The organism is Mesorhizobium sp. M0563, assembly GCF_040321065.1.
Lineage (GTDB): Bacteria > Pseudomonadota > Alphaproteobacteria > Rhizobiales > Rhizobiaceae > Mesorhizobium.
In genome coordinates, this window is sequence record NZ_JAMYQV010000008.1 from 1 (window position 1) to 24,705 (window position 24,705).

General features: G+C 63.5%; 18 protein-coding genes. 8 read left to right on the forward strand and 10 right to left on the reverse strand.

Features of this window, described 5'->3' with window-relative positions:
• Positions 1–123: 123 nt before the first annotated feature.
• The gene (locus NKI50_RS12730; RefSeq protein WP_023719513.1) at positions 124–585 is read right to left on the reverse strand and encodes a MerR family transcriptional regulator; all 462 of its coding nucleotides are present in this window, start codon (positions 583–585) and stop codon (positions 124–126) included.
• 550 nt (positions 586–1,135) lie between these two features.
• Between NKI50_RS12730 and NKI50_RS12735 the strand changes: the two genes are divergently transcribed.
• From NKI50_RS12735 to NKI50_RS12750, 4 genes are all read left to right on the forward strand, one after another.
• Complete coding sequence (locus tag NKI50_RS12735) at positions 1,136–4,990, forward strand: peptidoglycan-binding protein (RefSeq protein ID WP_352716697.1); 3,855 nt, start codon at positions 1,136–1,138, stop codon at positions 4,988–4,990.
• Between the two features lie 191 nt (positions 4,991–5,181).
• Positions 5,182–6,105 (forward strand): sulfite exporter TauE/SafE family protein, encoded by a 924-nt coding sequence (locus NKI50_RS12740; RefSeq protein ID WP_023719515.1) that lies wholly within the window; start codon positions 5,182–5,184, stop codon positions 6,103–6,105.
• Positions 6,105–6,896: a TIGR02186 family protein gene (locus tag NKI50_RS12745; protein ID WP_023719516.1), complete on the forward strand. Its 792-nt coding sequence runs from the start codon at positions 6,105–6,107 to the stop codon at positions 6,894–6,896. Before NKI50_RS12740 ends, NKI50_RS12745 begins: the two co-directional genes overlap by 1 nt.
• A 107-nt stretch (positions 6,897–7,003) precedes the next feature.
• On the forward strand, positions 7,004–8,260 hold the full coding sequence (locus NKI50_RS12750) for an Hsp70 family protein (RefSeq protein WP_352483221.1): 1,257 nt from the start codon (positions 7,004–7,006) through the stop codon (positions 8,258–8,260).
• Positions 8,261–8,265: 5 nt separating this feature from the next.
• On the opposite strand, the gene NKI50_RS12755 is transcribed toward NKI50_RS12750, so the two are convergent.
• Positions 8,266–9,168: a LysR substrate-binding domain-containing protein gene (locus tag NKI50_RS12755; RefSeq protein ID WP_023719518.1), complete on the reverse strand. Its 903-nt coding sequence runs from the start codon at positions 9,166–9,168 to the stop codon at positions 8,266–8,268.
• A gap of 280 nt (positions 9,169–9,448) precedes the next feature.
• Here NKI50_RS12755 and NKI50_RS12760 point away from each other — a divergent pair, with 280 nt between their 5' ends.
• The 3 genes from NKI50_RS12760 to NKI50_RS12770 are packed head-to-tail and all read left to right on the forward strand — an operon-like array spanning position 9,449 to position 14,057.
• A complete protein-coding gene (locus NKI50_RS12760) occupies positions 9,449–12,379 on the forward strand; it encodes a molybdopterin oxidoreductase family protein (RefSeq protein WP_023719520.1) in 2,931 nt (976 codons plus the stop codon).
• The gene (locus NKI50_RS12765; protein ID WP_023719521.1) at positions 12,376–13,110 is read left to right on the forward strand and encodes a 4Fe-4S dicluster domain-containing protein; all 735 of its coding nucleotides are present in this window, start codon (positions 12,376–12,378) and stop codon (positions 13,108–13,110) included. Before NKI50_RS12760 ends, NKI50_RS12765 begins: the two co-directional genes overlap by 4 nt.
• An 11-nt stretch (positions 13,111–13,121) precedes the next feature.
• Positions 13,122–14,057 (forward strand): dimethyl sulfoxide reductase anchor subunit family protein, encoded by a 936-nt coding sequence (locus NKI50_RS12770; RefSeq protein WP_023719522.1) that lies wholly within the window; start codon positions 13,122–13,124, stop codon positions 14,055–14,057.
• A gap of 6 nt (positions 14,058–14,063) precedes the next feature.
• Here NKI50_RS12770 and pdeM read toward each other — a convergent pair whose 3' ends face one another.
• From pdeM to NKI50_RS12795, 5 genes are all read right to left on the reverse strand, one after another.
• Positions 14,064–14,762 (reverse strand): ligase-associated DNA damage response endonuclease PdeM, encoded by a 699-nt coding sequence (gene pdeM, locus NKI50_RS12775; RefSeq protein WP_502895892.1) that lies wholly within the window; start codon positions 14,760–14,762, stop codon positions 14,064–14,066.
• A gap of 14 nt (positions 14,763–14,776) precedes the next feature.
• Entirely contained in the window at positions 14,777–17,299 is a 2,523-nt protein-coding gene (locus NKI50_RS12780; protein WP_352483225.1) for a ligase-associated DNA damage response DEXH box helicase, read from the reverse strand.
• 67 nt (positions 17,300–17,366) lie between these two features.
• Positions 17,367–18,227, reverse strand: coding sequence for a C40 family peptidase (locus NKI50_RS12785; RefSeq protein ID WP_352483226.1), 861 nt, complete (start codon positions 18,225–18,227; stop codon positions 17,367–17,369).
• Between the two features lie 30 nt (positions 18,228–18,257).
• On the reverse strand, positions 18,258–18,608 hold the full coding sequence (locus NKI50_RS12790; protein WP_023719526.1) for a MarR family winged helix-turn-helix transcriptional regulator: 351 nt from the start codon (positions 18,606–18,608) through the stop codon (positions 18,258–18,260).
• A gap of 69 nt (positions 18,609–18,677) precedes the next feature.
• Entirely contained in the window at positions 18,678–20,045 is a 1,368-nt protein-coding gene (locus NKI50_RS12795; RefSeq protein ID WP_352716700.1) for a leucyl aminopeptidase family protein, read from the reverse strand.
• Positions 20,046–20,167: 122 nt separating this feature from the next.
• Here NKI50_RS12795 and NKI50_RS12800 point away from each other — a divergent pair, with 122 nt between their 5' ends.
• Positions 20,168–20,989 carry a tetratricopeptide repeat protein gene (locus NKI50_RS12800; protein ID WP_023719528.1) on the forward strand — a complete coding sequence of 274 codons (822 nt, stop codon included), beginning with the start codon at positions 20,168–20,170 and terminating at the stop codon, positions 20,987–20,989.
• 116 nt (positions 20,990–21,105) lie between these two features.
• Here the strand turns inward: NKI50_RS12800 and NKI50_RS12805 are convergent, their stop codons facing one another.
• From NKI50_RS12805 to NKI50_RS12815, 3 genes are read right to left on the reverse strand one after another with little or no spacing between them, the layout of a single operon-like run.
• On the reverse strand, positions 21,106–22,122 hold the full coding sequence (locus NKI50_RS12805) for a type II secretion system F family protein (RefSeq protein ID WP_352483228.1): 1,017 nt from the start codon (positions 22,120–22,122) through the stop codon (positions 21,106–21,108).
• Positions 22,123–22,133: 11 nt separating this feature from the next.
• The gene (locus NKI50_RS12810) at positions 22,134–23,147 is read right to left on the reverse strand and encodes a type II secretion system F family protein (RefSeq protein WP_023719530.1); all 1,014 of its coding nucleotides are present in this window, start codon (positions 23,145–23,147) and stop codon (positions 22,134–22,136) included.
• A 29-nt stretch (positions 23,148–23,176) separates the two neighbouring features.
• Entirely contained in the window at positions 23,177–24,685 is a 1,509-nt protein-coding gene (locus tag NKI50_RS12815; protein WP_023719531.1) for a TadA family conjugal transfer-associated ATPase, read from the reverse strand.
• Between the last annotated feature and the right edge of the window lie 20 nt (positions 24,686–24,705).

Genomic DNA, 24,705 nt, shown 5'->3' on the forward strand with positions numbered 1-24,705 from the left:
AGCCCCCCCCCCACCATCCCCCCCCCCCCCCCCCCCCCCCCCCCCCCCCCCCCCCCCCCCCCCCCCCCCCCCCCCCCCCCCCCCCCCCCCGGTTCTCATTCGTCAGAAATCGGCAGGTTTAGTTTAGCTCGCCACGCTGGCCTGCGGCGCCGAGCGCTCGATCAGCATTTGCCGGACGGTCGACATCGAGGCACTCAGTTCGCTGATGGCGTCATCGATCAACGCCCGCTGCTTCTGCAGGCGGGCAAGCTGCTTCTCCGACTTGTCGAGCGCCAACCGCAACTGCTTGGTGTTGGAGCCGTTCGGATCGTAGAGGTCCATCATCTGCTTGACATCACGCAGCGAGAACCCGACCTTGCGGCCGAGCAAGATCAGTTTCAGCCGGGCCCTGTCGCGGCGTGTATAGAGACGGGTTGAGCCGTCACGCTGCGGGTTGAGTAGACCCTTGTCCTCATAGAAACGCAGCGTGCGCAGCGTCACTCCGTATTTCTTGGCCATTTCGCCGATGCGGACAAGCTCTTCACCGGCTTCGCTCGACATATCGTTGGTATTGGCCGCGGCTTGGCCGGGCGAAATAAGTTTCATGGTCACTGGCTTTCCCCGTCTGGTGGCGTCGCGGTCGCGGACCTTGCGTCGCCTGAGTGAAAGCGGGGGCGTGCTTCCACTCGTGGTTTCAACAAACAAATCACAAACGGCGTAATCCGCTCGTTTACGTTTACGTCAATGCTATATCGATAGCCGCCTTACGACGCAAGAGCGTTCTGGGCTTGGAACTTTATGCCGCAGCGCCGGTGGATAACCTAAAAGTCGTGGCCGATTTCGGGAGCGATCATGCGGCTGATCAAAACTCTACAGCGTCTTTTGTGCGTCCAAAAAGACACCCGGCGCCGTCCGCAGCCAGTCGACAAAGTTGCAACTTCTTAAGCTTGGTTAACGCGTTGTTTACCACGTTGAGGCGAAATGTGCGCATGTCGGTTACCCGTGTTTATCCTGTATTGAATTTTTCACGGTTTTTCGGAGCGCGGGTAAGACCCGGGAAGCTCGTCTTCCACTGCAACAAGCCAAGCAGTCGCGTTCGTCCCGGCAGGACTTTGGGAACCTGGTGAAAGCCAGCAATTCTGAAACGGGCGCATTGATGAACAGCAAGCGGTCCTACCTCGATACACTCAACGCCGGCAGGCAGCGCAGGCCGCACACGACGCTTGAAGAGCTCAACCGTTCCCTGGAAACGCTGGAGCAGCGACTGGAGCGGACGCGCGAGGAGACTGCAAGCCATCCCGGTCCACGCCGACCAGCGGCAGAACCGCGCTATCCTAGTGCCCAACCCTATGGCCAGCAGCGCCGGTACGAGGACCCACGCGACGCGCAGCGGCCGAAAGGTCCAGCGGCGGCCGTCGACCAGAACTACCAGGCGATCGCCCGCGATATCGACCGGGTGCGCGGCCAGGAGGACGGCGTCGCCCTAGCCGGCAAGATCGCTGGCGAATTGCGCGGCCTGCGCGAAGAGCTTCGCCAGCAGATGACCTCCGGCCTGCAACGCGAGTTCGACGCACTGCGCAAGAATATCGAGCGAGCCTACCAGTCAAATGGCGGCGGCAAGGGCAGCGCCGAACTCGGCGTCGAATTCGAGCGGCTTTCCGGCGCCATCCAGACGCTGGCCGAAAAAAGCGACGACAGAAGCGTCAATATGTTGCGGCTCGAGCTTGAGCAGGTCAAGGCAGCTCTCGATACGCTGGCGCGCGACGAGAGCGTGCAGGCAGTGGGCCGCCGCTGGGACGATTTCGACCGCCGCTGGAGCGCCTTCGAGGACCGCGTCGACGCCGATCAGCGCAAGCGCTCCGACGCGCCCGGCCTGTCGGCGCTGACCGAGCGGCTCGAACAGATCAGCAATGCCGTCAGCAATCTGCCGGAATCGCTGTCGCTGCGCTCGCTGGAGGAAAAGGTCCGCATGCTTGCCGGAGCGGTCGACCATTTCGCCCGCCAGCAGGACAATCGCGGCAGCGACACATTCAGTCAGATCGACGAGCGGCTCGACGAGATTTCCCGCGCGATCGTCGCCTCGACGGTTGCCGCGCAAGCCAATTCGTTCGACCCCGAGCCCTTCGAACGCATCGAGAAGCGGATCGATTCACTGGCCCAGCAAATCGAAGAAGTGTCGCAGGATCGTCCGGGCCGGGAGGTCATCGACCGTCTCAACACATTGTCGAGCCGCGTGGATGAGCTGGCCGGCCGAGCCAATCTGCCGGAACAAGCTATGGAGCGCCTTGCCAGGCAAGTCGCGCTTATCGCCGACAAGATCGACCATGCACCTGCCATGCCCGACGCCGACTACATCTTCCAGGGGCTCGAGCAGCGCTTCGAGGTGCTGTCCAGCATGATGGAACGTCGCCAGGGCGACGCCATCGAACAAGGCAACATGCTGTTTCGCGACCTTGAGCGCCGGTTGGACGAAGTCGCCGACAGGCTGGATCAGCGCATGCCGCAGGTCGACAGCGCCGGCATCATGGATGCCATCGACGCCCGCTTCACCGCGCTGGCCAAGCGGATGGAGACGCGCGTTCCAGATCCCGCCAGCGAGGCGGCGATCCGCGGCCTGGAGAGCCGGCTCGAAGACATTTCAAGCCGGCTGGATTCGTCCGCGGCACAGGTCGCCAGCATCGACCCGGCGTTGATCCGCAGCCTCGAAGCGCAGGTCGCGGGCCTGACGGCGCATCTTTCCAAGCCCGGCACGCCGCTGCCGGAATTCGACGACATCAGCCCGCGCCTCAACGAGATCGAGAAGTCGCTGGCCGGAACCCGCGATTCCATCCTCGGCGCGGCGCGCGAGGCGGCCGAGAGCGCCGTCCGCTCGCTGGCCGGATCAAGCGCCAACACGGCGGCCGTTACCGGCCTCGCCCAGGACCTGAAGACGCTCGAGGCGCTGACGCGCCGTTCGGACGAGCGCAATTCAAGGACGTTCGAGGCTATCCACGACACGCTGCTCAAGATTGTTGACAGGCTAGGTTCACTGGAGACCGGCGAACCGGCAAGCGCAGAGTTGAGCAAACGCTTCGGCCGGGCATCCAAGATCTCGGTGCAGGACGCACCGTCGATGGACATCGACCAGCCGCTGCCGTTAACGGGCAACATGGCCGATCTGGACGGTCGCACCGCGGCGCTCGTGCGCGACGAGCCAGGTCCGCGTACGCCGGCCGAGGCGGCCGCGGCAGCCGCCCTGGCGGCCCTCGGTTCAGACACGACGCATGAAAAAACCGAGCACGGCGGCGGCAGGAAATCGATGTTAGGCGGGCTGGCGCGCGCCTTGAAGGGCAAGAAGGAGGCCGAGATGCCGCCGCTTGCCGGCTCGGCGTCGAGCGTCGAAATACCGAGCGTCGATCTGGACGAGCCGCTCGACCCCAAGGTCGCCAATCGGCCATTGGAACCCGGCTCCGGCGCCCCCGACCTCAGCGCCATCATGAAACGTGTGCGCGACGAGCGCGGGCAGCCGGCCCGCGAAGGCGGCGCCGAAGCGGCGAAATCGGACTTCATCGCGGCAGCCAGACGGGCTGCGCAAGCGGCGGCCGCCGAGGCGGACGCCCTTAAGCGCCAGTCGACGATGAAAGGCCCGGTCAAGGCGCTCAGGATAGGCGACCTGCTCAAGGCGCGGCGCAAGCCGATCCTGATGGGGGCAATTGCCATCATGCTGGCGCTTGCCGGCCTGCAACTGGGCAAAGCCTTCTTCTCCGATCCGGTCGAAGTCGCCAACAATGACGCGGCGCCGGCTGTGGCCGCACAGCCGGTGGAGACTGCATTGGCCAGCGTTGCCAGCGAACCGAAGGCGGACGCGCAGACGGCAGCGCAGGATAGCGCGCCGTCCTCCATCGTCAGGCAGGCAGAGCCGTCCGCAGCGACGACCAAGGACGACACGGCGGCGCAAACCGGCCCCGCCACACCGGCAACCGAGGCATCGACAGCCCCCGCGGCAGCCCCTGACATGGCGGCGCCAGACGCCACGGCCGCAGTGCCCGCACCGGCAGCGGCGACGGCCAGCGACGCCGAGCCAATGGCTGCCGCGCCTGCTACCACCACAGCTGCGACGCAGGACACGACGGGCACGGTGCCGCCGGCAGATGCTGCCGCGGCAAGCGTTGCCAAGATCGAGGTTCCGGCCGGTGTCGGTCCGGCCGCCCTGCGCGATGCAGCGGCCGGCGGCGACGCCAAGGCACTGTTCGAGATCGGCTCGCGCTACGCCGAGTCGCGCGGCGTCAAGGAAGACATGGCAGCGGCGGCCAAATGGTACGAGAAAGCTGCCGATCTCGGTTTCGCACCGGCAGAATACCGCATCGGCAATTTCTACGAGAAGGGCATCGGCGTCGCACGCGACATCAAAAAAGCGAAGACCTGGTACCAGCTTGCCGCAGAGCAGGGCAACGCCAGCGCCATGCACAATCTGGCCGTGCTGTTTGCGATGGCGGCGGATGGCGTGACCGACAATGAATCGGCAGCGCGCTGGTTCCAGGCGGCGGCGGACCTCGGCGTCAAGGACAGCCAGTTCAATCTCGGCATCCTTGCGGCGAAGGGCGTCGGCATGAAGCAGAACCTCGAGGAGAGCTACAAATGGTTCGCGCTCGTCGCCAAGACCGGCGACAAGGATGCGGCGGCCAAGCGCGACGAGATCGCCAAAGCCCTGAGACCCGAGCAGCTGGAGCGTACGCGTGCCGCGGCCGAGCTGTGGAAGGCCAAGCCGCTCGATCCAGCCGCCAATTCGGCCGACATTCCTGAATCGTGGCAGGACGGCACACCGCAGACGACGGCCGGCATCGACATGAAGAAAGCGGTCCAGAACATCCAGCGCATCCTCAACAAGAACGGCTACGAGGCCGGCAATCCCGACGGCATGATGGGCCGGAAAACCAAGAACGCGATCATGGCCTTCCAGACCGACAACGACATGAAGGCAACCGGCGCGATCGACGAAAAGCTGGTCAAGGCGTTGCTCGCGCGCAAATAACGGCGGATGCGTCGTTTCCGCGACGCCCTTGCCACAGATTTGCCTGTTAACTGATTGAGTTGTTTTTTGTTTCGGCGGTGCGACGAAGTTTGACTTCACCGCCCGGCCGGCGCAAGAACGAGATAGCCTTCTGGCGCAAAATGCCCGCAACGGTTGCATTCGCCAGGAGGCAAACTGATCGAGACTGACGGGTGGGCATCTATCTCCCGATCGCGGAAATTTCCGTTAACGTCTTCGTGCTGCTGGCCATGGGCGCAGCGGTGGGTTTCCTGTCGGGCATGTTCGGCGTGGGCGGCGGCTTTCTCATCACGCCGCTGCTGATCTTCTACAACATACCGCCCGCGATTGCGGTCGCCACCGGCGCCAACCAGGTCATCGCTTCCTCCTTCTCCGGCGCCCTGTCGCACATGAAGCGCGGCACGCTCGACTTCAAGCTCGGCGGCGTGCTTTTGGCCGGCGGCATCGTCGGCTCGACCGGCGGCATCTATGTCTTTGCGTTCCTGCGCCGACTCGGCCAGCTCGATCTGTTCATCTCGCTGCTCTACGTCGTGCTGCTCGGCACTGTCGGCGGGCTGATGCTGGTCGAGAGTATCAATGCGCTGCGCGTCACCCGCAGCGGCGCCGCACCGGTGTTGAAGAAATCCGGCCAGCACAACTGGATCCACCGCCTGCCGCTGAAGATGCGGTTCAGGGCCTCGAAGCTCTTCGTCAGCGTCATTCCGGTGCTTGGGCTGGGCGCGGCGATTGGCTTCCTATCGTCGATCATGGGCGTCGGCGGCGGCTTCATCATGGTGCCGGCCCTGATCTACCTTTTGAAAGTGCCGACCAACGTCGTCATCGGCACCTCGCTGTTCCAGATCATCTTCACCTCGGCTTACACCACGCTGGTCCACGCCACCACCAACCAGACGGTCGACGTCATGCTCGCCTTCCTGTTGATGGCAGGCGGCGTCGCCGGCGCACAATATGGCGCCAAGGCCGGTCAGAGGCTGCGGGGCGAACAACTCAGGGCGCTGCTGGCGCTGCTTGTGCTGGCGGTCGCCATCCGGCTCGCCATCGATCTTTTCGTCACGCCTCCCAATCTCTATTCGCTGTCCGGCGTGGGCCTGAGCTGATGGCTGGCTTGAGGACGCTCGCGGCCGCCGCCTTGCTGTCGCTGCTGGCCGCGGCGTCAGCGGCGAAGGCACAGACGCCACTAACCGAAAACATCCAGATCGGCCTTTCCACCGACAATGTCTCGATTACCGCCGGCTTTTCCGGCGCCGACCTGACCATCTTCGGATCGCTGGAAAATGCCGATCCGCTTGTCGCACGGCAAGGGCGCTACGACGTGATCGTTGTGCTGGAAGGCCCGGCCCGACCGGTCGTCGTGCGCCGCAAGGACCGGGTGCTCGGCGTCTGGGTCAATCTGGAGTCGGAGACCTTCGAAAACGTACCTGTCTCCTATTCTGTGGCGACGACGCGACCGCTGCAGGACGTCACCGATCCGAACAGCTACAAGCAGCTGTCGCTTGGCGCCTCCAACCTCTATTTGCAGCCGGCCGACGCCGAGGACAGCCCGGCGACAATCGAGGAGTTCACCGCCGCGCTGCGCGAGCGCAAGGCGGCAACAGGCCTCTACAGCGAGAATGTCGGCGGTGTGCAGTTCCTGTCGCAGAACCTGTTCCGCGCCACCGTCAGGCTCGCTCCCAACGTTCCGGTCGGCACCCACAAGGCGCGCGCCTTCCTGTTCAAGAGCGGCCTGTTCATCAAGGAAAGCTCCGCCCAGCTCGAAATCCGCAAGTCCGGTTTCGAACAGTCGATCTTCCGCGTCGCCCACGACTACTCCTTCCTCTACGGTGTCTTTGCCGTATCGCTGGCCATGCTGACAGGCTGGCTCGGAAGACTGGTCTTCAGGAAAGACTGAACTCTCGTAAAAGTGGTTTCCCTTTCCGAGGGTATGGGCTAGACCGCGATCCCCGGTCCGACCGGGCACGAGCTGCTGCTCCCCAAATCAGAATATAGGAACGCACGATGCGACCAGCATTTGCCGGTATCGACTTCGGCACTTCGAATTCCACCGTGAGCGTGGTCAGGAACGGGCAGCCGCGGCTGGTGGCCTTGGAAGACGGCCAAGTCACTCTGCCCAGTGCGGTGTTCTTCAATTTCGAGGACAACCGCACCTATTTCGGGCGACGCGCCATCGCCAACTATACGGACAGTATCGAAGGCCGCCTGATGCGCTCGCTGAAGAGCGTTCTCGGCAGCTCGCTCGCTCACGAAAAGACGCGCATCAAGGCGCGCTCGATCGGCTTCATGGAAATTGTCAGCCTATTTGTCGGCCACCTGAAAAAGAAGCTCGAAGAAAACGCCCTCGACACAGTCGAAAGCGTCGTAATCGGACGGCCGGTACAGTTCGTAGACGACGACGCCGGGGCCGACGCCGAGGCCGAGCACGAACTCGAAAATGCCGCTCGCGCTCAGGGCTTCAAGCACATCGCCTTCCAATTCGAGCCGATCGCGGCGGCACTCGACTACGAACAGAAGGTGACGCGCGAGGAACTGGCGCTGATCATCGACATGGGCGGCGGCACGTCCGATTTCTCGATCGTGCGGGTCTCGCCCGAGCGCGCCCGCTCGCTCGACCGCAAGGACGACATCCTGGCCAGCCGCGGCATCCACATCGGCGGCACCGACTTCGATCGGCTGCTGAGCATCGCCCATGTGATGCCGCAGCTCGGCTATCTGACGTCGACTAAGGATGGCAAGCGCAATCTGCCGGCGAGCTACTTCATCGACCTGGCGACATGGCAGCGCATCAACCTGGTCTATACCGCAAGGGCGATGACGCATCTTCGCCAGATCCGCTACGAGGCAGAGCGCGCAGACCTGGTCGACCGCTTCATCCACATCGTCGAGCATCGTTACGGCCACGCGCTAGCGGCGCTGGTCGAAAGGGCCAAGATCGAGCTGACGGATCGATCGTCGGCCGGTATCGAGGTCGCGCTACCGGAGGTGAGGTTCACGGCAGAGATCACGCGCGAAGGTCTCGAAGCCACTATCGCTCGGGATATTGAGCGCGTTGCAGGTACCGTCGAGCAGACCGTCCGCGACGCGCAGGTGAAGCCCTCCGACATCACGGCGGTGTTCCTGACCGGCGGATCGACCGCGATCCCGCTGGCCAGGCAGCAGATCCTGGCTCTGGTGCCGCAGGCGTCGGTTATCGAAGGCGATGTGTTCGGCTCAGTCGGGCTTGGGCTGGCGCTCGACGCACAGCGGAAGTTCGCCTGATCGGCTTAAAGCGGCGCGGCTCTCTCAGCTTTGCCGCCGAGATGCGCCTTGAGCGCCATCTGGGCCAGGCTTGGCTGCCGGTCGCGATGCGTGATCATGGCAAATTCGCGCTTCGGCAGATCGATCGGCACGGAACGCAGACTGCCTTCGGCGACCGCGCGCGCGACGACGAGTTCCGAAATGATGCTGGCGCCGGCGCCGGCCTCGACCGCCTGGCGAATAGCCTCATTGCTCGGCAATACCAGGAATATCTGTAGGTCCGCGAACGAAATCCCGTCGCGTCGGGCAAGGTCCTCCAGCGCCTCGCGCGTGCCCGACCCGCCTTCGCGAATGATCCAGCGAAGCCCGCCAAGGTCGGGATGCCCAGGCGAAACTTCCGCGATCTCAGGGTGCGAGCGCGCCACGACCAGCATCATGCGATCGATATCGACCTTGGCACGCCGCAAAATGTCGGATTCGGTGCGCCCCTCGACCAGGCCAAAATCGGCTGCGCCATCAAGTACATTGGTCTCGACCTGCCTGGTGTTGCCAATGCTCACGCTCAGCCTGACGGCAGGATAGGCTTCGTGGAAAGAAGCGAGCCGGCGCGGCAGCCAATAGCTGGCGATGGTCTGGCTGGCAGCGATCGAGAGACTGCCTGATATCGTCTGCGAGACATGCTCCAGCACGTTGTGGGCGGCCGCCGCCCGCTCGAGAACCGCCTTGGCCTCCGGCAGGAACCGGCGTCCGGTCTCGGCGAGCTCGATATTGCGGCCCACTCGGTTGAACAACTGCACGCCGTGCTGCTGTTCGAGCGAGCGGATGGCGGCGGACGCGGCCGACTGTGAAATGCCTAACAAGTCGGCCGCTTTGGTCATGTGCGCCCGTTCGGCGACGGCGACGAAGATCCGCAATTGGTCCAGAGTCATGCCAGCATTAAGAAGCAAATCCGATTGGAATTACAAGAGCAAGTTGTTAGACAGATTGATTGCTTTGTTCTAAATTTTAGCCCGAAATTGGAAAAAAGTCGCGCCAGAACAGTCGAGGGTAGAAATTGGTTAGGCTGTTCAAATCCGTGTTTACGCACTGGACCCGCAGCCTGCGGTGGCGGCTCGTCGGTGAACGCTATCGGCCGGAACAGCATTACATGCGCGGCCCAGGCCCGAAGACGAGAGCCAAGGCCGCGGAACGCAACAACATCGCCGGATCATGACCAACAAACCGCTGCGCGGCGCCAACTCAGCACCATCCCAACGGCCGCTTGCCGATACGCGCGCGCCCGCCGAAGGCGACGGCGTCGATACTTCGCCTGATGTCTCCGACAGCATCGCCAAGACCACCTGCTATATGTGCGCCTGCCGCTGCGGCATCGACGTCCACATCAAGGACGGCAAAGTCCGCTACATCAACGGCAACAAGGACCATCCGGTCAACCGTGGCGTGCTGTGCGGCAAGGGCAGCGCCGGCATCATGCAGCACTACAGCCCGGCTCGGCTGAAGAAGCCGCTGCTGCGCACCGGCCCGCGCGGCTCGGGTGAGTTCCGCGAGATCGAGTGGGAGGAAGCTTTGTCGATCGCGACGAAGCGGCTTTCGAATATCCGCCGAACCGATCCGAAGAAACTCGCCTTGTTCACCGGGCGCGACCAGTCGCAATCGCTGACCGGCTGGTGGGCGAGCCAGTTCGGCACACCGAACTTTGCCGCCCATGGCGGCTTCTGCTCGGTCAATATGGCGGCCGGCGGCCTCTACACGATCGGCGGCTCGTTCTGGGAGTTCGGCGAGCCCGACTGGGACAACACCAAATACTTCATGCTGTTCGGGGTTGCCGAGGATCATGATTCCAATCCGATCAAGATCGGTCTCGGCAAGCTCAAGGCACGCGGCGCCAAGGTGGTCTCGATCAATCCCTGCCGCACCGGCTACAACGCGATTGCCGACGACTGGATCGGCATCCGGCCCGGTACCGACGGCCTGTTCGTGTTTGCGCTCGTCCACGAATTGCTTAAGGCCGGCCGTGTCGATCTCGACTACCTCTTGCGCTACACCAACGCCCATCTTCTCGTCATTCAAGAGCCTGGTGCTGCCGATGATGGGCTGTTCATGCGCGACGGCGACGGCAATCCGCTGGCTTGGGACAGGGTGGCAAAGATGCCAGTCAATGCCAGTGACGCCGACGCGAAGCCCGCACTGACCGGCAGCTTTCTCGTCGACGGCCGCCGTTGCGTGCCGGTCTTCCAACTCGTCGCCGACCGCTATCTGGATGAGAGCTATTCACCCGAGGCGGTCACTGACCGGTGCGGCATCTCCGCCGATACCATCCGCAGGATCGCCGCCGAACTCGCTCATGTCGCCTTCGAACAGCAAATCGAATTGCCGGTGGCGTGGACGGACTGGGCCGGCCGCCGGCACGAGACCATCAAGGGCCGACCGGTGTCGATGCATGCGATGCGCGGCATCTCGGCCCATTCGAACGGTTTTCACTCTTGCCGCGCCATTCATCTGCTTCAGGTGCTTCTCGGCACGGTGGACGTGCCGGGCGGCTTTCGCTTCAAACCGCCTTATCCACGGTCTGCACCGCCGGGTCCGAAGCCAGCCGGCAAGAATGTGAAGCCGATGACGCCGCTCGAGGGCATGCCGCTCGGTTTTGTCTGCGGACCGGGGGACCTGCTGATCGACGAAGGCGGCAAACCGATCCGTATCGACAAGGCCTACTCCTGGGATGCGCCGCTGGCCGCACACGGGCTCATGCACACGGTTATCCGTAACGCCTGGGCCGGCGATCCCTACACGATCGACACTCTGTTCATGTACATGTCCAACATGGCTTGGAACTCGTCGATGAATACCGTCGAGACGATGGCCATGCTGACCGATATTGATGCGTCGGGTGAGTACACGATCCCGTTCATCATCTATTCCGACGCTTATTATTCCGAGACCGTACCTTTTGCCGATCTGGTGCTGCCGGACACGACCTATCTCGAGCGTCATGACTGTATCAGTTTGCTCGATCGGCCGATCAGCCACGCCGACGGGCCGGGCGACGCCATCCGCCATCCCGTCGTCGAGCCGGATCGCGACGTCAGGCCGTTCCAGACGGTGCTGATCGAACTCGGCGCGCGGCTCAGCCTGCCCGGCTTCGTCGACGACGATGGTTCCGCCAAATACCGCGACTATCCCGACTACATCGTCAATCACGAGCGCACGCCAGGTGTCGGTCCGCTCGCCGGCTGGCGCGGCAAGGACGGGGCCTCGGTCGGCAAGGGCGACGTCAATCCCGACCAGTTGCAGCGCTACATCGATAATGGCGGCTTCTGGCACCAGGATTTCGCCGCCGATCAGCGCTACTACAAGATGGCCAACCGCTCCTATCTCGAATTCGCCGAGAGCATGGGCTTCATCCCGAAGGCCGAGCCGATCGTCTTCCAACTCTATTCCGAGCCGATGCAGCGCTTTCGCCTTGCGGCGCGCGGCCATGGCGGGGTGCTGCCGCCGGAGGCGGAGCGCAGCCGTATCGAGACCTATATGGATCCGCTGCCGTTCTGGTACGCGCCCTTCGAAGAGGCTGCAGTCGATAGCCAAGCCTATCCGCTCCACGCGCTGACGCAGCGGCCGATGCACATGTACCATTCCTGGGGCGCGCAGAATGCGTGGCTAAGGCAGATCACCAGCCAGAACCGGCTGTTCGTGCACAATCGGACCGCCGCCAGCCTCGGGCTTGTCGATGACGACTGGGTGTGGATCGAGAGCATCAACGGCAAGGTCAAGGGGCAGATCAGCCTGATCGACGGCGTCAACGCCGATACGGTGTGGACCTGGAACGCGATCGGCAAACGGCGCGGCAGCTGGGGGCTCAAGGATGACGCGGCCGAATCCAATCGCGGCTTCCTGCTCAACCACATCATCGGCGACCAGACCTCTGCCGATGCGAATGGCAAACGCTATTCGAATTCCGATCCTGTCACCGGCCAGGCGGCATGGTTCGACCTGCGCGTGCGCATCGTCAAATGCGCGGCCGAGGAAGCTGGCTTCACCGAGCCGCAATTCGAGCGGTTCCGGCAGCCGCCACACTTCGAGCCCTCGCCCGACAAGCTCAGTTTCGGCGCCGAATTCCGTCGGGAGAGAGAAGCTGCCGAATGACTTGCCTTCCCGCCCACACCGACAAAAAGCTCGGCCTGGTCATCGACCTCGACACCTGCGTTGGTTGCCAGGCCTGCGTCACCGCCTGCAAGGAATGGAACACCGGCGGCCATATGGCGCCGCTAACCGACATCGACCCCTATGGCGGCAATGTCGACGGCGTCTGGTTCAACCGCGTGCACAGTTATGAGCACATGACCGAGATGGGTGGGCGCACGGTCAATTTCCCGCGCTCCTGCCTGCACTGCGAGACACCGGCGTGCGTCACGGTCTGCCCGACCGGCGCCTCCTACAAACGGGCGTCGGATGGCATCGTGCTGGTCGACGAGGACAAATGCATCGGCTGTAAATTGTGCAGCTGGGCCTGCCCCTACGGCGCGCGCGAATTCGACACGGATGTCGGCGTGATGAAGAAATGTACGCTGTGCGTCGACCGCATCTATAACGACAATCTGGCGGAGGAAGACCGCGTGCCGGCCTGCGTTGCCGCCTGCCCGACCAGCGCGCGGCATTTCGGCGATCTGGGCGATCCGGCATCGGCTATCTCGCAACTGGTGGCGGAGCGCGGCGGTGTCGACCTGATGCCGGAGATGGGCTACAGGCCGACCAACAAATATCTGCCGCCACGCGCCCACACCAATCGCGCCGCATCGGTGCCGGCACAGGCGCTCCAGCCGATGCGAGCCGAAGGCGGTTTCCTTGGCTGGGTCGACCGCATGCTTTCGAACTGACCCGCGCCTTCATGCATCCAGCCTTCTCCGTCGTCTTTTTCACCACCGCCACGGGCGCCGGTTACGGCCTGCTCGCGCTGCTTGGCGTGTTGGCCGGACAGGGCTTTATCCCGCCCGATTTCTGGCTTGGCCTCACCGGCATGGGGCTGTCGCTCGGCCTGATCTCGGCAGGCCTGCTGTCCTCGGCCGGCCATCTCGGCCGGCCCGAACGCGCCTGGCGTGCCTTCTCGCAATGGCGTAGCTCATGGCTGTCGCGCGAAGGCGTTGCCTCGGTCGCCACCTTCGTGCCGGCGGGACTGTTCGGTATTGGCTGGGTGGTCCTCGGCCGTACGAGCGGCTGGGTGGCTGTCGCCGGGCTGCTCGCTGCCATCGGCGCGGTCGCAACCGTCTGCACCACCGGCATGATCTACGCGTCGTTGAAGCCGATCGCCCAATGGCACAGCCGCTTCACCCTGCCCGGCTATCTGATCTTTTCGGCGATGACCGGCAGCGTACTGCTCAACGCCCTGCTGCAGGGATTTGCGGCAGGCTCGAATATGCTTCTGGCGGCTGCCCTGTTGCTGACCGCGCTTGGCTGGGGTTTGAAGCTGGCGACCTGGCGATACAATGATAGGCTGGAGATCCCGACCAATGCCAACACCGCAACCGGGCTTTCCGGCGGCACGGTGCGGTCGATGGAATGGCCGCATACCGAGGAAAACTATCTGCTCAAGGAAATGGGCTTTCGCATTGCACGCAAGCACAGCGCAAAGCTGCGGCTGATCACCCAGGCTCTGGCCTTTGCCTTGCCCGCTTTGCTGCTGATTGCGGCGTTTGCCTTGCCGTGGCCCTTTGCGGCGGCTTCGTCGATACTCTCCGCAATCGCCCAACTCGCCGGCATGCTGGTGGAGCGCTGGCTGTTCTTCGCCGAGGCCAAGCACACTGTTACCCTCTATTACGGACGATAGGGCAGCTCAGCCCGGCCTGAGCATCGAGTGGGAAATCGCGAAGATGCGCTCAGTGCCAAGCATATAGGCCATCAGCGTTTCGCGGCGGAACAGCCCGGCATAGGCGCGGTCAAGGAGATTGAGCGAACCGGTGTAGGCGCCGAAGGCCGGCATGATCATGCGGCCGCCATCGCCGGCAAAGCAGCGCCGCCGCACCGAACGGCCTTGCTGGACGATGCGGGCGCAAGGATGCAGATGGCCTGATATCTCGCCCTCCACCCTTACCGCCGAAGGCTCGTGCCGGAAGAGCAGAGAGCCGATGGCCAGCTCGCGCACGGTGTCGCCCGGCAGGTCGGCCGGTGCTTCCGGGTCATGATTGCCGGCGACCCAGAACCAGTCGCGCCCAACCATCAGCCCTTCCAGCCTTTCGCGAAAGCTTGCGTGCATGCGCGCGGCGCCGCCGCCATCGTGAAAACTGTCGCCCAGGCTGATGACTATCGCAGGCTGATAATCGGCAATCACCGTCTGCAGCCGGAGCAGCGTGGCGCCGGTATCGTAAGGCGGAACCAGCGTGCCGCGCCTGGCCAGTGAGGAGCCTTTTTCCAGATGCAGGTCGGATACGGCCAGAAGCCGGAATTCGGGAAAATAGAGCACGCCGCGGCGGTCGCAGATCGCGCGTTCGCCAGCGATACGGACGGCGCCCGTATCCGCCAGAGTCGCAGCCATTGCCAGCGCCACAGTCATTTCGTCCCCATGGCCTCCTCGACCAGCGTGGCTGCATCCATCAGCAGCGTCTCATCGGCCTCGCCGTGCACCGGCATCTTGCCGATCTCAAGCATGATCGGCACGGCGAGCGGCGATATCTGCTCGAGATTCTTATGCATGATTCGACCCTGGACGCGCGAGAGCATCTCGGCAAGTCTGCTGACATCCAGCAGACCGGTCGCGGCATCGGCCCGCGTCGCCTGCAAAAGGATGTGGTCGGGCTCATGGCTGCGCAGCACGTCGTAGATGAGGTCGGTCGACACGGTCACCTGGCGGCCGCTCTTCTCCTGGCCCGGGTGGCGTTTCTCGATCAATCCCGAGATCAGCGCGCAATTGCGAAAGGTGCGCTTCAACAGCCAGCTGCCGGCGAGCCAGGCTTCGAGGTCGTCGCCCAGCATATCTTGATCGAAGAGCGCAGCCAGCGACGGTTTCTTCGCCCTGAACATGTGACCCATATCGGCCAGCGACCATATGGCAAGCGCATAATCGGTGGCGACGAAGCCGAGCGGCCTGGCTCCCGCCCTGTCGAGGCGGCGGGTCAGCAGCATGCCCAGCGTCTGGTGCGCCAGCCTGCCCTCGAACGGATAGGCCACCAGGTAGTAGCGGTTGCCGCGCGGAAAGGTCTCGATCAGCAGATCGTCGCGTTTCGGCAGCACCGACTTGTCGGCCTGGAAACGTAGCCAGTCGGCGACCTGCTCCGGCAGCTTCTTCCAGCGCTGCGGATCGTCCAGCATGGCGCGCACCTGTTCGGCTAGGTACGTCGAAAGTGGGAATTTGCCGCCGCCATAGTACGGCACCTTGGCGTCGCTGCCCGGCGCGTTCGAGACGAAGCACTCACTCTCGCGGATGCCCTCGAAGCGCAGCACCTTGCCGGCGAACATGAAGGTGTCGCCGTGCGTCAGCGTTTCGAGGAACGCCTCCTCGATCTTGCCAAGAACCCGACCGCCACGCGAAGCCGCGCCTCTGCTGCCGGCCTGGACGTAGCGCACGTTGAGCGCCGGCACTTCAATGATGGTGCCGACATTCAGCCGGTATTGCTGAGCGACGCGAGGATTGGACACCCGCCACAGCCCGTCCTTGTTGAGACGAATACGGGCGTAGCGTTCGTAGTTCTTCAGCGCATAGCCGCCGGTGGCGACGAAATCGATGACGCGATCGAATGTCGGCCGGTCGAGATCGGCATAGGGTGCTGCCGTTCGCACTTCCTCGAACAGCGCATCGGCCTGGAACGGCGCACCGCAGGCGCAGCCCAGCACGTGCTGCGCCAGCACGTCGAGCCCGCCATTGACCAGCGGCGGCGTATCCTGGGCGCCCAGATAATTGGCGTCGAGCGCCGCCCTGCATTCCAGCACCTCGAAGCGATTGGCCGGGATCAGGATCGCCTTCGACGGCTCGTCCATACGGTGGTTGGCCCGACCGATGCGCTGTGCCAGCCGGCTGGCACCTTTCGGCGCGCCGACATGGACGACCAGGTCGACGTCGCCCCAGTCGATGCCGAGGTCGAGCGTCGAGGTGGCGACGATGGCACGCAAGGCGTTCTCGCCCATCGCTTTCTCGACGCGCCGGCGCTGGGCGACGTCGAGCGAGCCATGGTGTAGCGCGATCGGCAAGGTGTCCTCGTTGACCCGCCACAACTCCTGGAACAGCAGCTCCGCCTGGCTGCGCGTGTTGACGAACAGCAGGGTTGTCTTGTGGCGCTTGATCTCGTTGTAGATCTCCGGCGTTGCGTAGCGGGCCGAATGTCCCGCCCACGGCACGCGCTCCTCCGAATCGAGAATGGAGATCTCGGGCTTGGCGCCGCCAATGACAACGATCAGTTCGGCCATCGGCCCCGGTGGATTCTGGCTGACCAGCCAGCGCCGCAATTCGTCGGGCTCGGCGACCGTCGCCGACAGGCCGATCATCTGCAGGGCGGGCACAAACGAGCGCAGCCGGGCCAGGCCAAGCGACAGGAGGTGCCCACGCTTCGAGGTCACCAGCGAATGCAGTTCGTCGAGTACGACATAGCGCAGGTCCTCGAAGAAGCGCCTGGCGTCGGGCGCGGCAATCAGCAACGCCAATTGCTCGGGCGTGGTCAGCAGAATGTCGGGCGGCGCCAGCTTCTGCCGCTGGCGCTTGTGTGCGGGCGTATCGCCGGTGCGCGTCTCGACAGTAACCGGCAGCCCGATCTCTTCGACGGGTTTGCCGAGATTGCGCTCGATGTCGACGGCCAGCGCCTTCAACGGCGAGATGTACAGCGTGTGGATGCCGCGATGCGCCTGCCCTGGCCTTCTCCTTGGCCGGCCGGCCAGTTCGGTCAGCGATGGCAAGAACCCGGCCAGCGTCTTGCCGGCGCCGGTCGGGGCGATCAGCAATACCGACTGCCCGCCCTGAGCCTTGGCCAGCAATTCGATCTGATGGGCGCGCGGCGACCAGCCTTTTTCCGCAAACCATTTGACGAATGGCTCGGGCAGGACGACGGCGGCTTTCTGTTCGGCAAGGCGCGGCTGCTCTGTCACGCGTCAGAGGTAGCGCGGCGGCGCGCGATCGCCAAGCAGAATCAGAACAAAAGGTGATCGATTCGCGTTACGGCCGGCGAAACCCCGTCGGACCGCCATAGAGATAGCCGATACGGGCGATCGCTTCGCTCAGTCCTTCACGCGATACCAGCATGGTGTGGCCATTGGCGTGGATTATCGTCTCGGCGTCGGTCATGATAGCGACGTGGCCTTTCCAGAACACCAGGTCGCCGCGCTGAAGCCCGGAAAAGTCCGGCCCCGGAACGAGCGGCTCGCCGATGGTTGCCGCCTGCATGTCGGAATCGCGCAGCACCTGCCTGCCGGCCATGCGCATCGCCAATTGCACGAGACCGGAACAGTCGATGCCGAAGCCCGAGGCGCCGCCCCACAAATAAGGCGTGCCGAGAAAGCTCTCGGCAACAGCAACGTAGTCGGCGGCCGCCTCGGCGACAGGCCTGAGATGACCCGAGATGACCGCTTGACCGGACGGCAACAGCGCATAATGCGTGCCGCGTGTTTCGGCTGAGCCCGTCACCGTCACCAATGATCCCATCGACAATTGCCCGCTCACCGGAAAGCGCAAGTCGGGTCCTGGATAGAGAAAGGTGCGCGGCACCGAAACGATATGGGTCGGCGCATGGTCCCGAGCGCCCAACGCCGTGTCGGCGACATAGCCGACATAGCCGTCGCATTCGCCCTGGATCCAGGCCCAGCCTTCTGCGTCCTCGAAGACGAGAATGTCATCGCCGAACAGAAGCTGTGTGTTGACACCGGCATTCGGCCGTGGCGCCTTGCGGATGTCGGCCACGGAAGCGGTGATGCGAGCCGGCCGGCCGGCGACGAACCGGTCGGCGGCGACCTCGCCTCTCAGCCTGGCATCGGCGAGATCGGAGCGGAAGGCATGGAGGCGGGCATCCCTGGCGGTCAAATCGGCAACTCGTTCAAATGGACAATTTGGTCAAATCGGCAGCTCTTGGGCTCTGGCAATGATAACATCGCCGAAGCGTTCGACAAAGAGCGCACCTTCGACTGTGCGCCTGACCAGCACGTTGCGCTTGTCGAGCTCGTCGCGGTGGCGCGACACCAACTTCAGCGCCCCCATCGTGTCGAGCGCACGGGTGATCACCGGCTTGGTGACATTGAGGCGGGCAGCCAGACCGCGCACCGTGTGCGGCGGCGGATCGAGATAGATGGTGAACAGGATCGCCGTCTGGCGCATGGTGAGATCGGGTGCGTCGTCGCGCACCTGCGACAGCACCACCTGCTGCCACAGTCGCAAGGCCTGACTTGGACGCATGATAATCGACATCCGTCCAGCATGACGGAAAATTGTTTCGGTTCCGTTTCAGTCAACACCTTCGTCGGCTATGCCGAGACATCATCCGCCGAAGCGGTTCGAAATGACACGCTCCAGCGCCCGGATGCCTTGCGCCTCGCCGCCGGCAAGGCCGTGCGGGCGGTCCGACGGGTTCCAGGCGAAGATGTCGAAATGCGCCCAGCTGGCGGTCTTTTGGACGAAGCGCTTCAGGAATAGCGCCGCGGTGATCGAGCCGGCGAGACCATCCGACGTGACGTTGTTGATATCGGCAATTTTCGACGCCAGCTTGGCGTCATAGGGCTTCCACAACGGCATGCGCCATAGCGGATCCTCGACCGCAATGGAGGCGTCCGCCAGCTCGGATGCAAGCGCCTCGTCACCGGTGTAGAAGGGCGGCAGGTCGGGGCCGAGCGCAACACGGGCAGCGCCTGTCAGTGTTGCCATATCGACCAGCATCTGCGGCTCCTCGGCGTCGGCCAAGGCTAAGGCGTCGGCGAGGACCAGCCGCCCTTCAGCGTCGGTGTTGCCGATTTCGACGGTGATGCCTTTGCGGCTCACCAGCACATCGCCTGGACGGAAGGCGTTGCCGGCTATCGAATTCTCGACAGCGGGGATGAGCACGCGCAGCCGGACCTTCAGCCCGGCGGCCATGATCATGGAAGCGAGGCCCAGCACGTTGGCAGCGCCGCCCATGTCCTTCTTCATCAAAAGCATGCCCGAGGACGGCTTGATGTCGAGGCCGCCTGTGTCGAAGCAGACGCCCTTGCCGACCAGCGTTATCTTGGGGGCATTCTTCGGCCCCCAAATCATGTCGATCAGGCGCGGCGCGTCGGCCGAAGCGCGACCGACGGCATGAATCATCGGAAAGTTGGCGGCGAGAAGATCGTCGCCCTTGGTCACCGATATTTCAGCCTTGTGCGTCGCGGCCAAGGTCCGGGCGGCATTCTCCAGCTGGCCGGGACCCATATCGCTGGTCGGCGTGTTGACCAGGTCGCGTGCCAGGAAAACGCCATCGGCGATGCGTCTGACGCGAGCGGCGTCGGCGCCGGACGGCAGCGCGAAGCGAAGCGTCCTGCCGGGCTTCTTGCCATAGCGGGTGAAGACATAGCCGCCGAGTGCCAGCGCGAGTGCCGTAAGCTCCGGCTTGGCCGGTGCGGACGCAAGACGCCACTCGCCTTCGGGCAAGGCTCTCGCCAGTGCCCCGACGGCCATTGCACCCTCGTCGTCGCCGGTGCCGAACAGGGCTCCGGCAATCGCGCCGTTGTCGCCAGGCACAACCAGCGTCCTGCCGGCCTCGCCAGAAAAGCCGTTGGCCTTGGCCCAGGCGACTGAGGATGGCTCAAGGCCCGCCGCCGCCTGCGCATCCTTCGCCACCAAACGGACCGGCAGCGCATTGCTCAATTTTTTCTCGACGAGTTCAACAGGCATTCGCTGGTCTCCGGCTTCTGAGTCGGCATTTCTTAACTCTCCGTTAGGGTTAACAGAATATTTCTGCGGGAGGGAAGATGACCACGCAAATGGTCACGCGCATGAACGGAGCCCTGGTGCCGATGCCGACCGACCGCAGGATGAACGCCAGCGCAAATAGGCTGATCACCACGGCGTTGATGATGGTGCTTGCCGCAAGCGTCGCTGGCTGCGGAACCAGCAAATTGACGACTGGCTCGATTTCTCGCCCAAGCGGCAAGCCGCTGGAAACAATGTCGGCGGGCGAACTGCACAACGCCACGATGGCGCTCGGGCAGTCCTACTCGAAAAGCCCCAACGACAAGCGGATCGCGACAAACTATGCCGCGGCGCTGCAGATGGACGGTGACGCCGACCAGTCGCTTGCGGTGATGCGCAAGCTGGCGATTGCCTTGCCGAAGGACCGCGACGTGCTCGCCGCCTATGGCAAGGCGCTTGCCGCCAACGGACAGTTCGAGCCAGCTCTCGATGCCGTGCGCCGCGCACAGACGCCCGAATATCCTGACTGGAAACTTGTATCGGCGGAAGCTGCCATTCTCGACCAGCTCGGCCAAAAGGACGAGGCGCGTCAAGACTATCGCAAGGCGCTGGACCTCAAGCCGAACGAACCGTCGATCCTTTCCAATCTCGGCATGTCGTACGTGCTGGAAGGCGATTTGCGCACGGCCGAAACCTATATGCGCTCGGCCGCCCAGCAGCCGAATGCCGACAGTCGCGTCCGCCAGAACCTAGCGCTGGTCGTCGGTCTGCAAGGACGTTTCGACGAGGCCGAGAAGATCGCCTCACAAGAGCTGTCGCCGGAACAGGCGCAGGCCAACGTCGCTTACCTTCGCCAGATGCTGGCGCAGCAGAATGCCTGGAGCCAGCTCAAGGAGCAGGACAAGGCAAAGCCTGCCACCAACTGACCGCTTCGAGCGCCGAACCGGCGCGAGAATTCCGCAACATGTCAAACGCAAGGAGCCGCGCGACACCGGCAGCGCGGCTTTGAATCGTAGCAGCGTTTGTGGCGACGCCGCTTGGGCTACTGGCTGCTCGATTTCGGCTGGTCGCCAAAGATGCCGCGCTGACTCACCTGGATGCCGGCGGGACCCAGAATGATGGCGAACAGCACCGGCAGGAAGAACAGGATCATCGGCACGGTAAGCTTCGGCGGCAGCGCGGCCGCCTTCTTCTCGGCGGCATTCATGCGCATGTCGCGGCTCTCAGCGGCAAGCACGCGCAGCGCATGCGCCACGGGCGTACCGTAGCGCTCGGCCTGAACCAACGCCTGGGACACCGACCTGACGGATTCGAGGCCAGTGCGGCTTGCAAGGTTCTCGTACGCCTGCTTGCGCTCCTGCAGATAGGAAAGTTCGGCATTGGTCAGGATGAATTCTTCCGCCAATGCCACCGATTGCGCGCCGATCTCATCGGCGACCTTGCGAAGCGCTGCTTCCACCGACATGCCGGACTCGACGCATATCAGCAACAGGTCGAGCGCGTCCGGCCACGCCATCTGAATCGACTGCTTGCGCTTGGTCGCACGGTTGTTGACGTAGAGCACCGGCGCGTAGAACCCCGCATAGGCAACCACGATGCAGACGAACAGCTTCACGAAAAGCGGCTGCTCGGGCAGTCCTCCAAGCACGAACAGATATATGGCCGCCAATGCAAAGCCGATGAAGGGCAGGACGAGGCGGAAAAAAAGGAAGCGCGTCAGCGGATTTTGGCCGCGAAAACCCGCCACTTTCAATTTCTGCAAGGTACCTTCGTCCGCCAGCGCACGCCTGAGATCCAGGCGATCGACAATATTGCGCATGCCGACCGACTGCTCTTCGCGCAGGCCCTTGCGGCGGCGGTCGGCTTCGACTGCCAGCCGCGCGCGCTGTTTGGCGCGCAGCTCATCGCGCTCCAGCGCAACGGATTTCATGCGCGCCTTGAGCTGGTTCCCGCCAAAGGCGGGCAGCAGCGTGAAGACCGTCGCAAACACCGCGATGCCGACCAGCAGTGCGATCAGCAGGGACGGGTCGGTGAGAGTTCTGATGACGTGATCGGTCATACGCGCGAATCCTAGACTTCGAAGTTCATCATCTTGCGCATTACCAGGATACCCATCGACATCCAGACGCCGGAACAACCGAGGATCAGATGGCCGGTGCTGGTGGTAAAGAGGGGCATGATGTAGTTCGGGCTCGTCAGATAGACGAGAAAGGCAACGACGAAAGGCAGCGCGCCGATGATCACGGCGGATGCCTTGGCTTCCATAGACAACGCCTGGACCTTGGCCTTCATTTTCTTGCGGTCGCGAAGCACGCGCGAAAGATTGCCCAGCGCTTCGGAAAGATTGCCGCCGGCCTGAGACTGGATCTGGATGACGATGCCGAAGAAGCTCGCCTCGGTGCACGGCATCGTTTCGGGCATGCGCATGGCCGCGTCGGGGATCGACAAACCCATTTGCTGCGAATCGACGATGCGGCGGAACTCGGTCTTGACCGGCTCGGGGGATTCATTGGCGATCAGGCGCACGGCGTCGTTCAGCGGCAGGCCGGATTTTACTGCACGCACGATGATGTCGAGCGCGTTCGGAAATTCGTTGAGAAACGCCTTGACGCGGCGTGCGCGGCGAAACGAGACGAACCAGCGCGGCAGACCCAAGACACCGACCAGCAGCGCAGCCGGCAAGACCAGCAGCGGTGCGCCGATGAAATAGACCAAAGCCGTCAAGACGACGCCGCAGACCGCCGAATAGACATAGAAGCGCTCAATCGAGACCTTCATGCCGGCCTGGCGGATTTGGATCTTCAGCGGTGGTTTCTTGACCAGGCTCTGGTTGGACTTTTGCTTTTGGTCGAGATCCTTCAGCGAATCCTGGACGGATTTGCGACGCTTGGCCGCTTCCGCCACGCGATCGCGCGAAGCCTTGACGACGGAACGATCCGTCTCGGCGGTCTTGATCGATTCAAGCCGCTTGCCGACCTGCTTCTCGGTGCTGATCCGATTGAACAGGAAAGCATAGGCCACTGCGCCGGCGCTGAAGCCGGCGAGCACGACGAATGCCAATACGGTGCTGTCAATCCCGAACATCGACCCTGGCCCCCACGCTTCCAGACGGATCAGTCAGCGCGTTTCTCCATCGCCTCGAGTGCAACGGCTAGGCGCTGCTCCTCGCCATAGTAGCGGGCGCGCTCCCAGAAATGCGGACGGCCGATGCCGGTCGACACGTGCTCGCCCAGCAACCTGCCGTTCGCATCCTCGCCCTTGATGTTATAGAGAACGATGTCCTGGGTGATGATGACGTCGCCTTCCATGCCGATCACCTCGGTGATGTGGGTGATGCGCCGCGATCCGTCGCGCAGGCGTGCAGCCTGTATGATCACGTCGACGGAGCCGACGACAATTTCGCGTACGGTTTTTTGCGGCAGCGTGTAGCCGCCCATGGCGATCATTGACTCTATACGGTTGAGGCATTCGCGCGGGCTATTCGAGTGGATCGTTCCCATCGAGCCGTCATGGCCGGTGTTCATCGCCTGCAATAGGTCGAACACTTCGGGTCCACGCACCTCGCCGACGATGATGCGCTCGGGCCGCATGCGCAGACAGTTCTTGACCAGGTCGCGCATGGTCACTTCGCCCTCACCTTCAAGGTTGGGCGGACGTGTTTCGAGACGCACCACATGTGGCTGCTGCAATTGCAGCTCAGCCGAGTCCTCGCACGTAATGACGCGTTCCTCGCGGTCGATATAGTTGGTCAGGCAATTGAGCAGCGTCGTCTTGCCGGAGCCGGTACCGCCCGAAATGACAATGTTGCAACGGACGCGGCCGATGATCTTGAGAATCTCGGCGCCTTGCGGCGAAATCGAGCCGAACTTGACCAGCTGGTCGAGCGTCAGCTTGTCCTTCTTGAACTTGCGGATGGTAAGGGCGGTGCCGTCGATGGCCAAGGGCGGTGCGATGACGTTGACACGGGAGCCATCAGGAAGACGCGCATCGCAGATTGGGCTTGATTCATCGACGCGGCGGCCAACCTGGCTGACGATACGCTGGCAGATGTTGAGGAGCTGCTGGTTGTCGCGGAAACGGATGCCGGTCTGCTCGACCTTGCCGTTGACCTCGATGTAGACGTTCTTGGAGCCATTGACCATGATGTCGGCAATATCGTCGCGGGCAAGCAGTGGCTCCAGCGGCCCGTAGCCCAAGACGTCGTTGCAGATATCCTCGAGAAGCTCTTCCTGCTCGGCGATGGACATCGCGAAGTTCTTGATCGCGATGATGTCGTTGACGATGTCGCGGATTTCCTCGCGCGCGCTTTCGGGATCGAGCTTGGCGAGCTGCGACAGATCGATCGTGTCGATGAGTGCGGAGAAGACCTGGCTTTTGGTGTCGTAATAGCTCTCGCTGCGCTCACGCTGAATCCTTTTCGGCTCCGGCGCCAATGGCGGCGGCTCGACCGCACGGCGAACCGCCGGCCCTGCAGGCGCGCCGGATGGCGGCAGCGCCCCGGGCCTGGCAGCTACCGCCGCTTCCACAGGGTTCGCGGCCGCCGGCGCGGCAGGTGCGGGTGCTGGCTGACGGAATTCCGGGATGGTCCGGTTGCCGTCGTCGCTGCCTCTTTTACCAAACATGATTGCTTACCAATTCCACC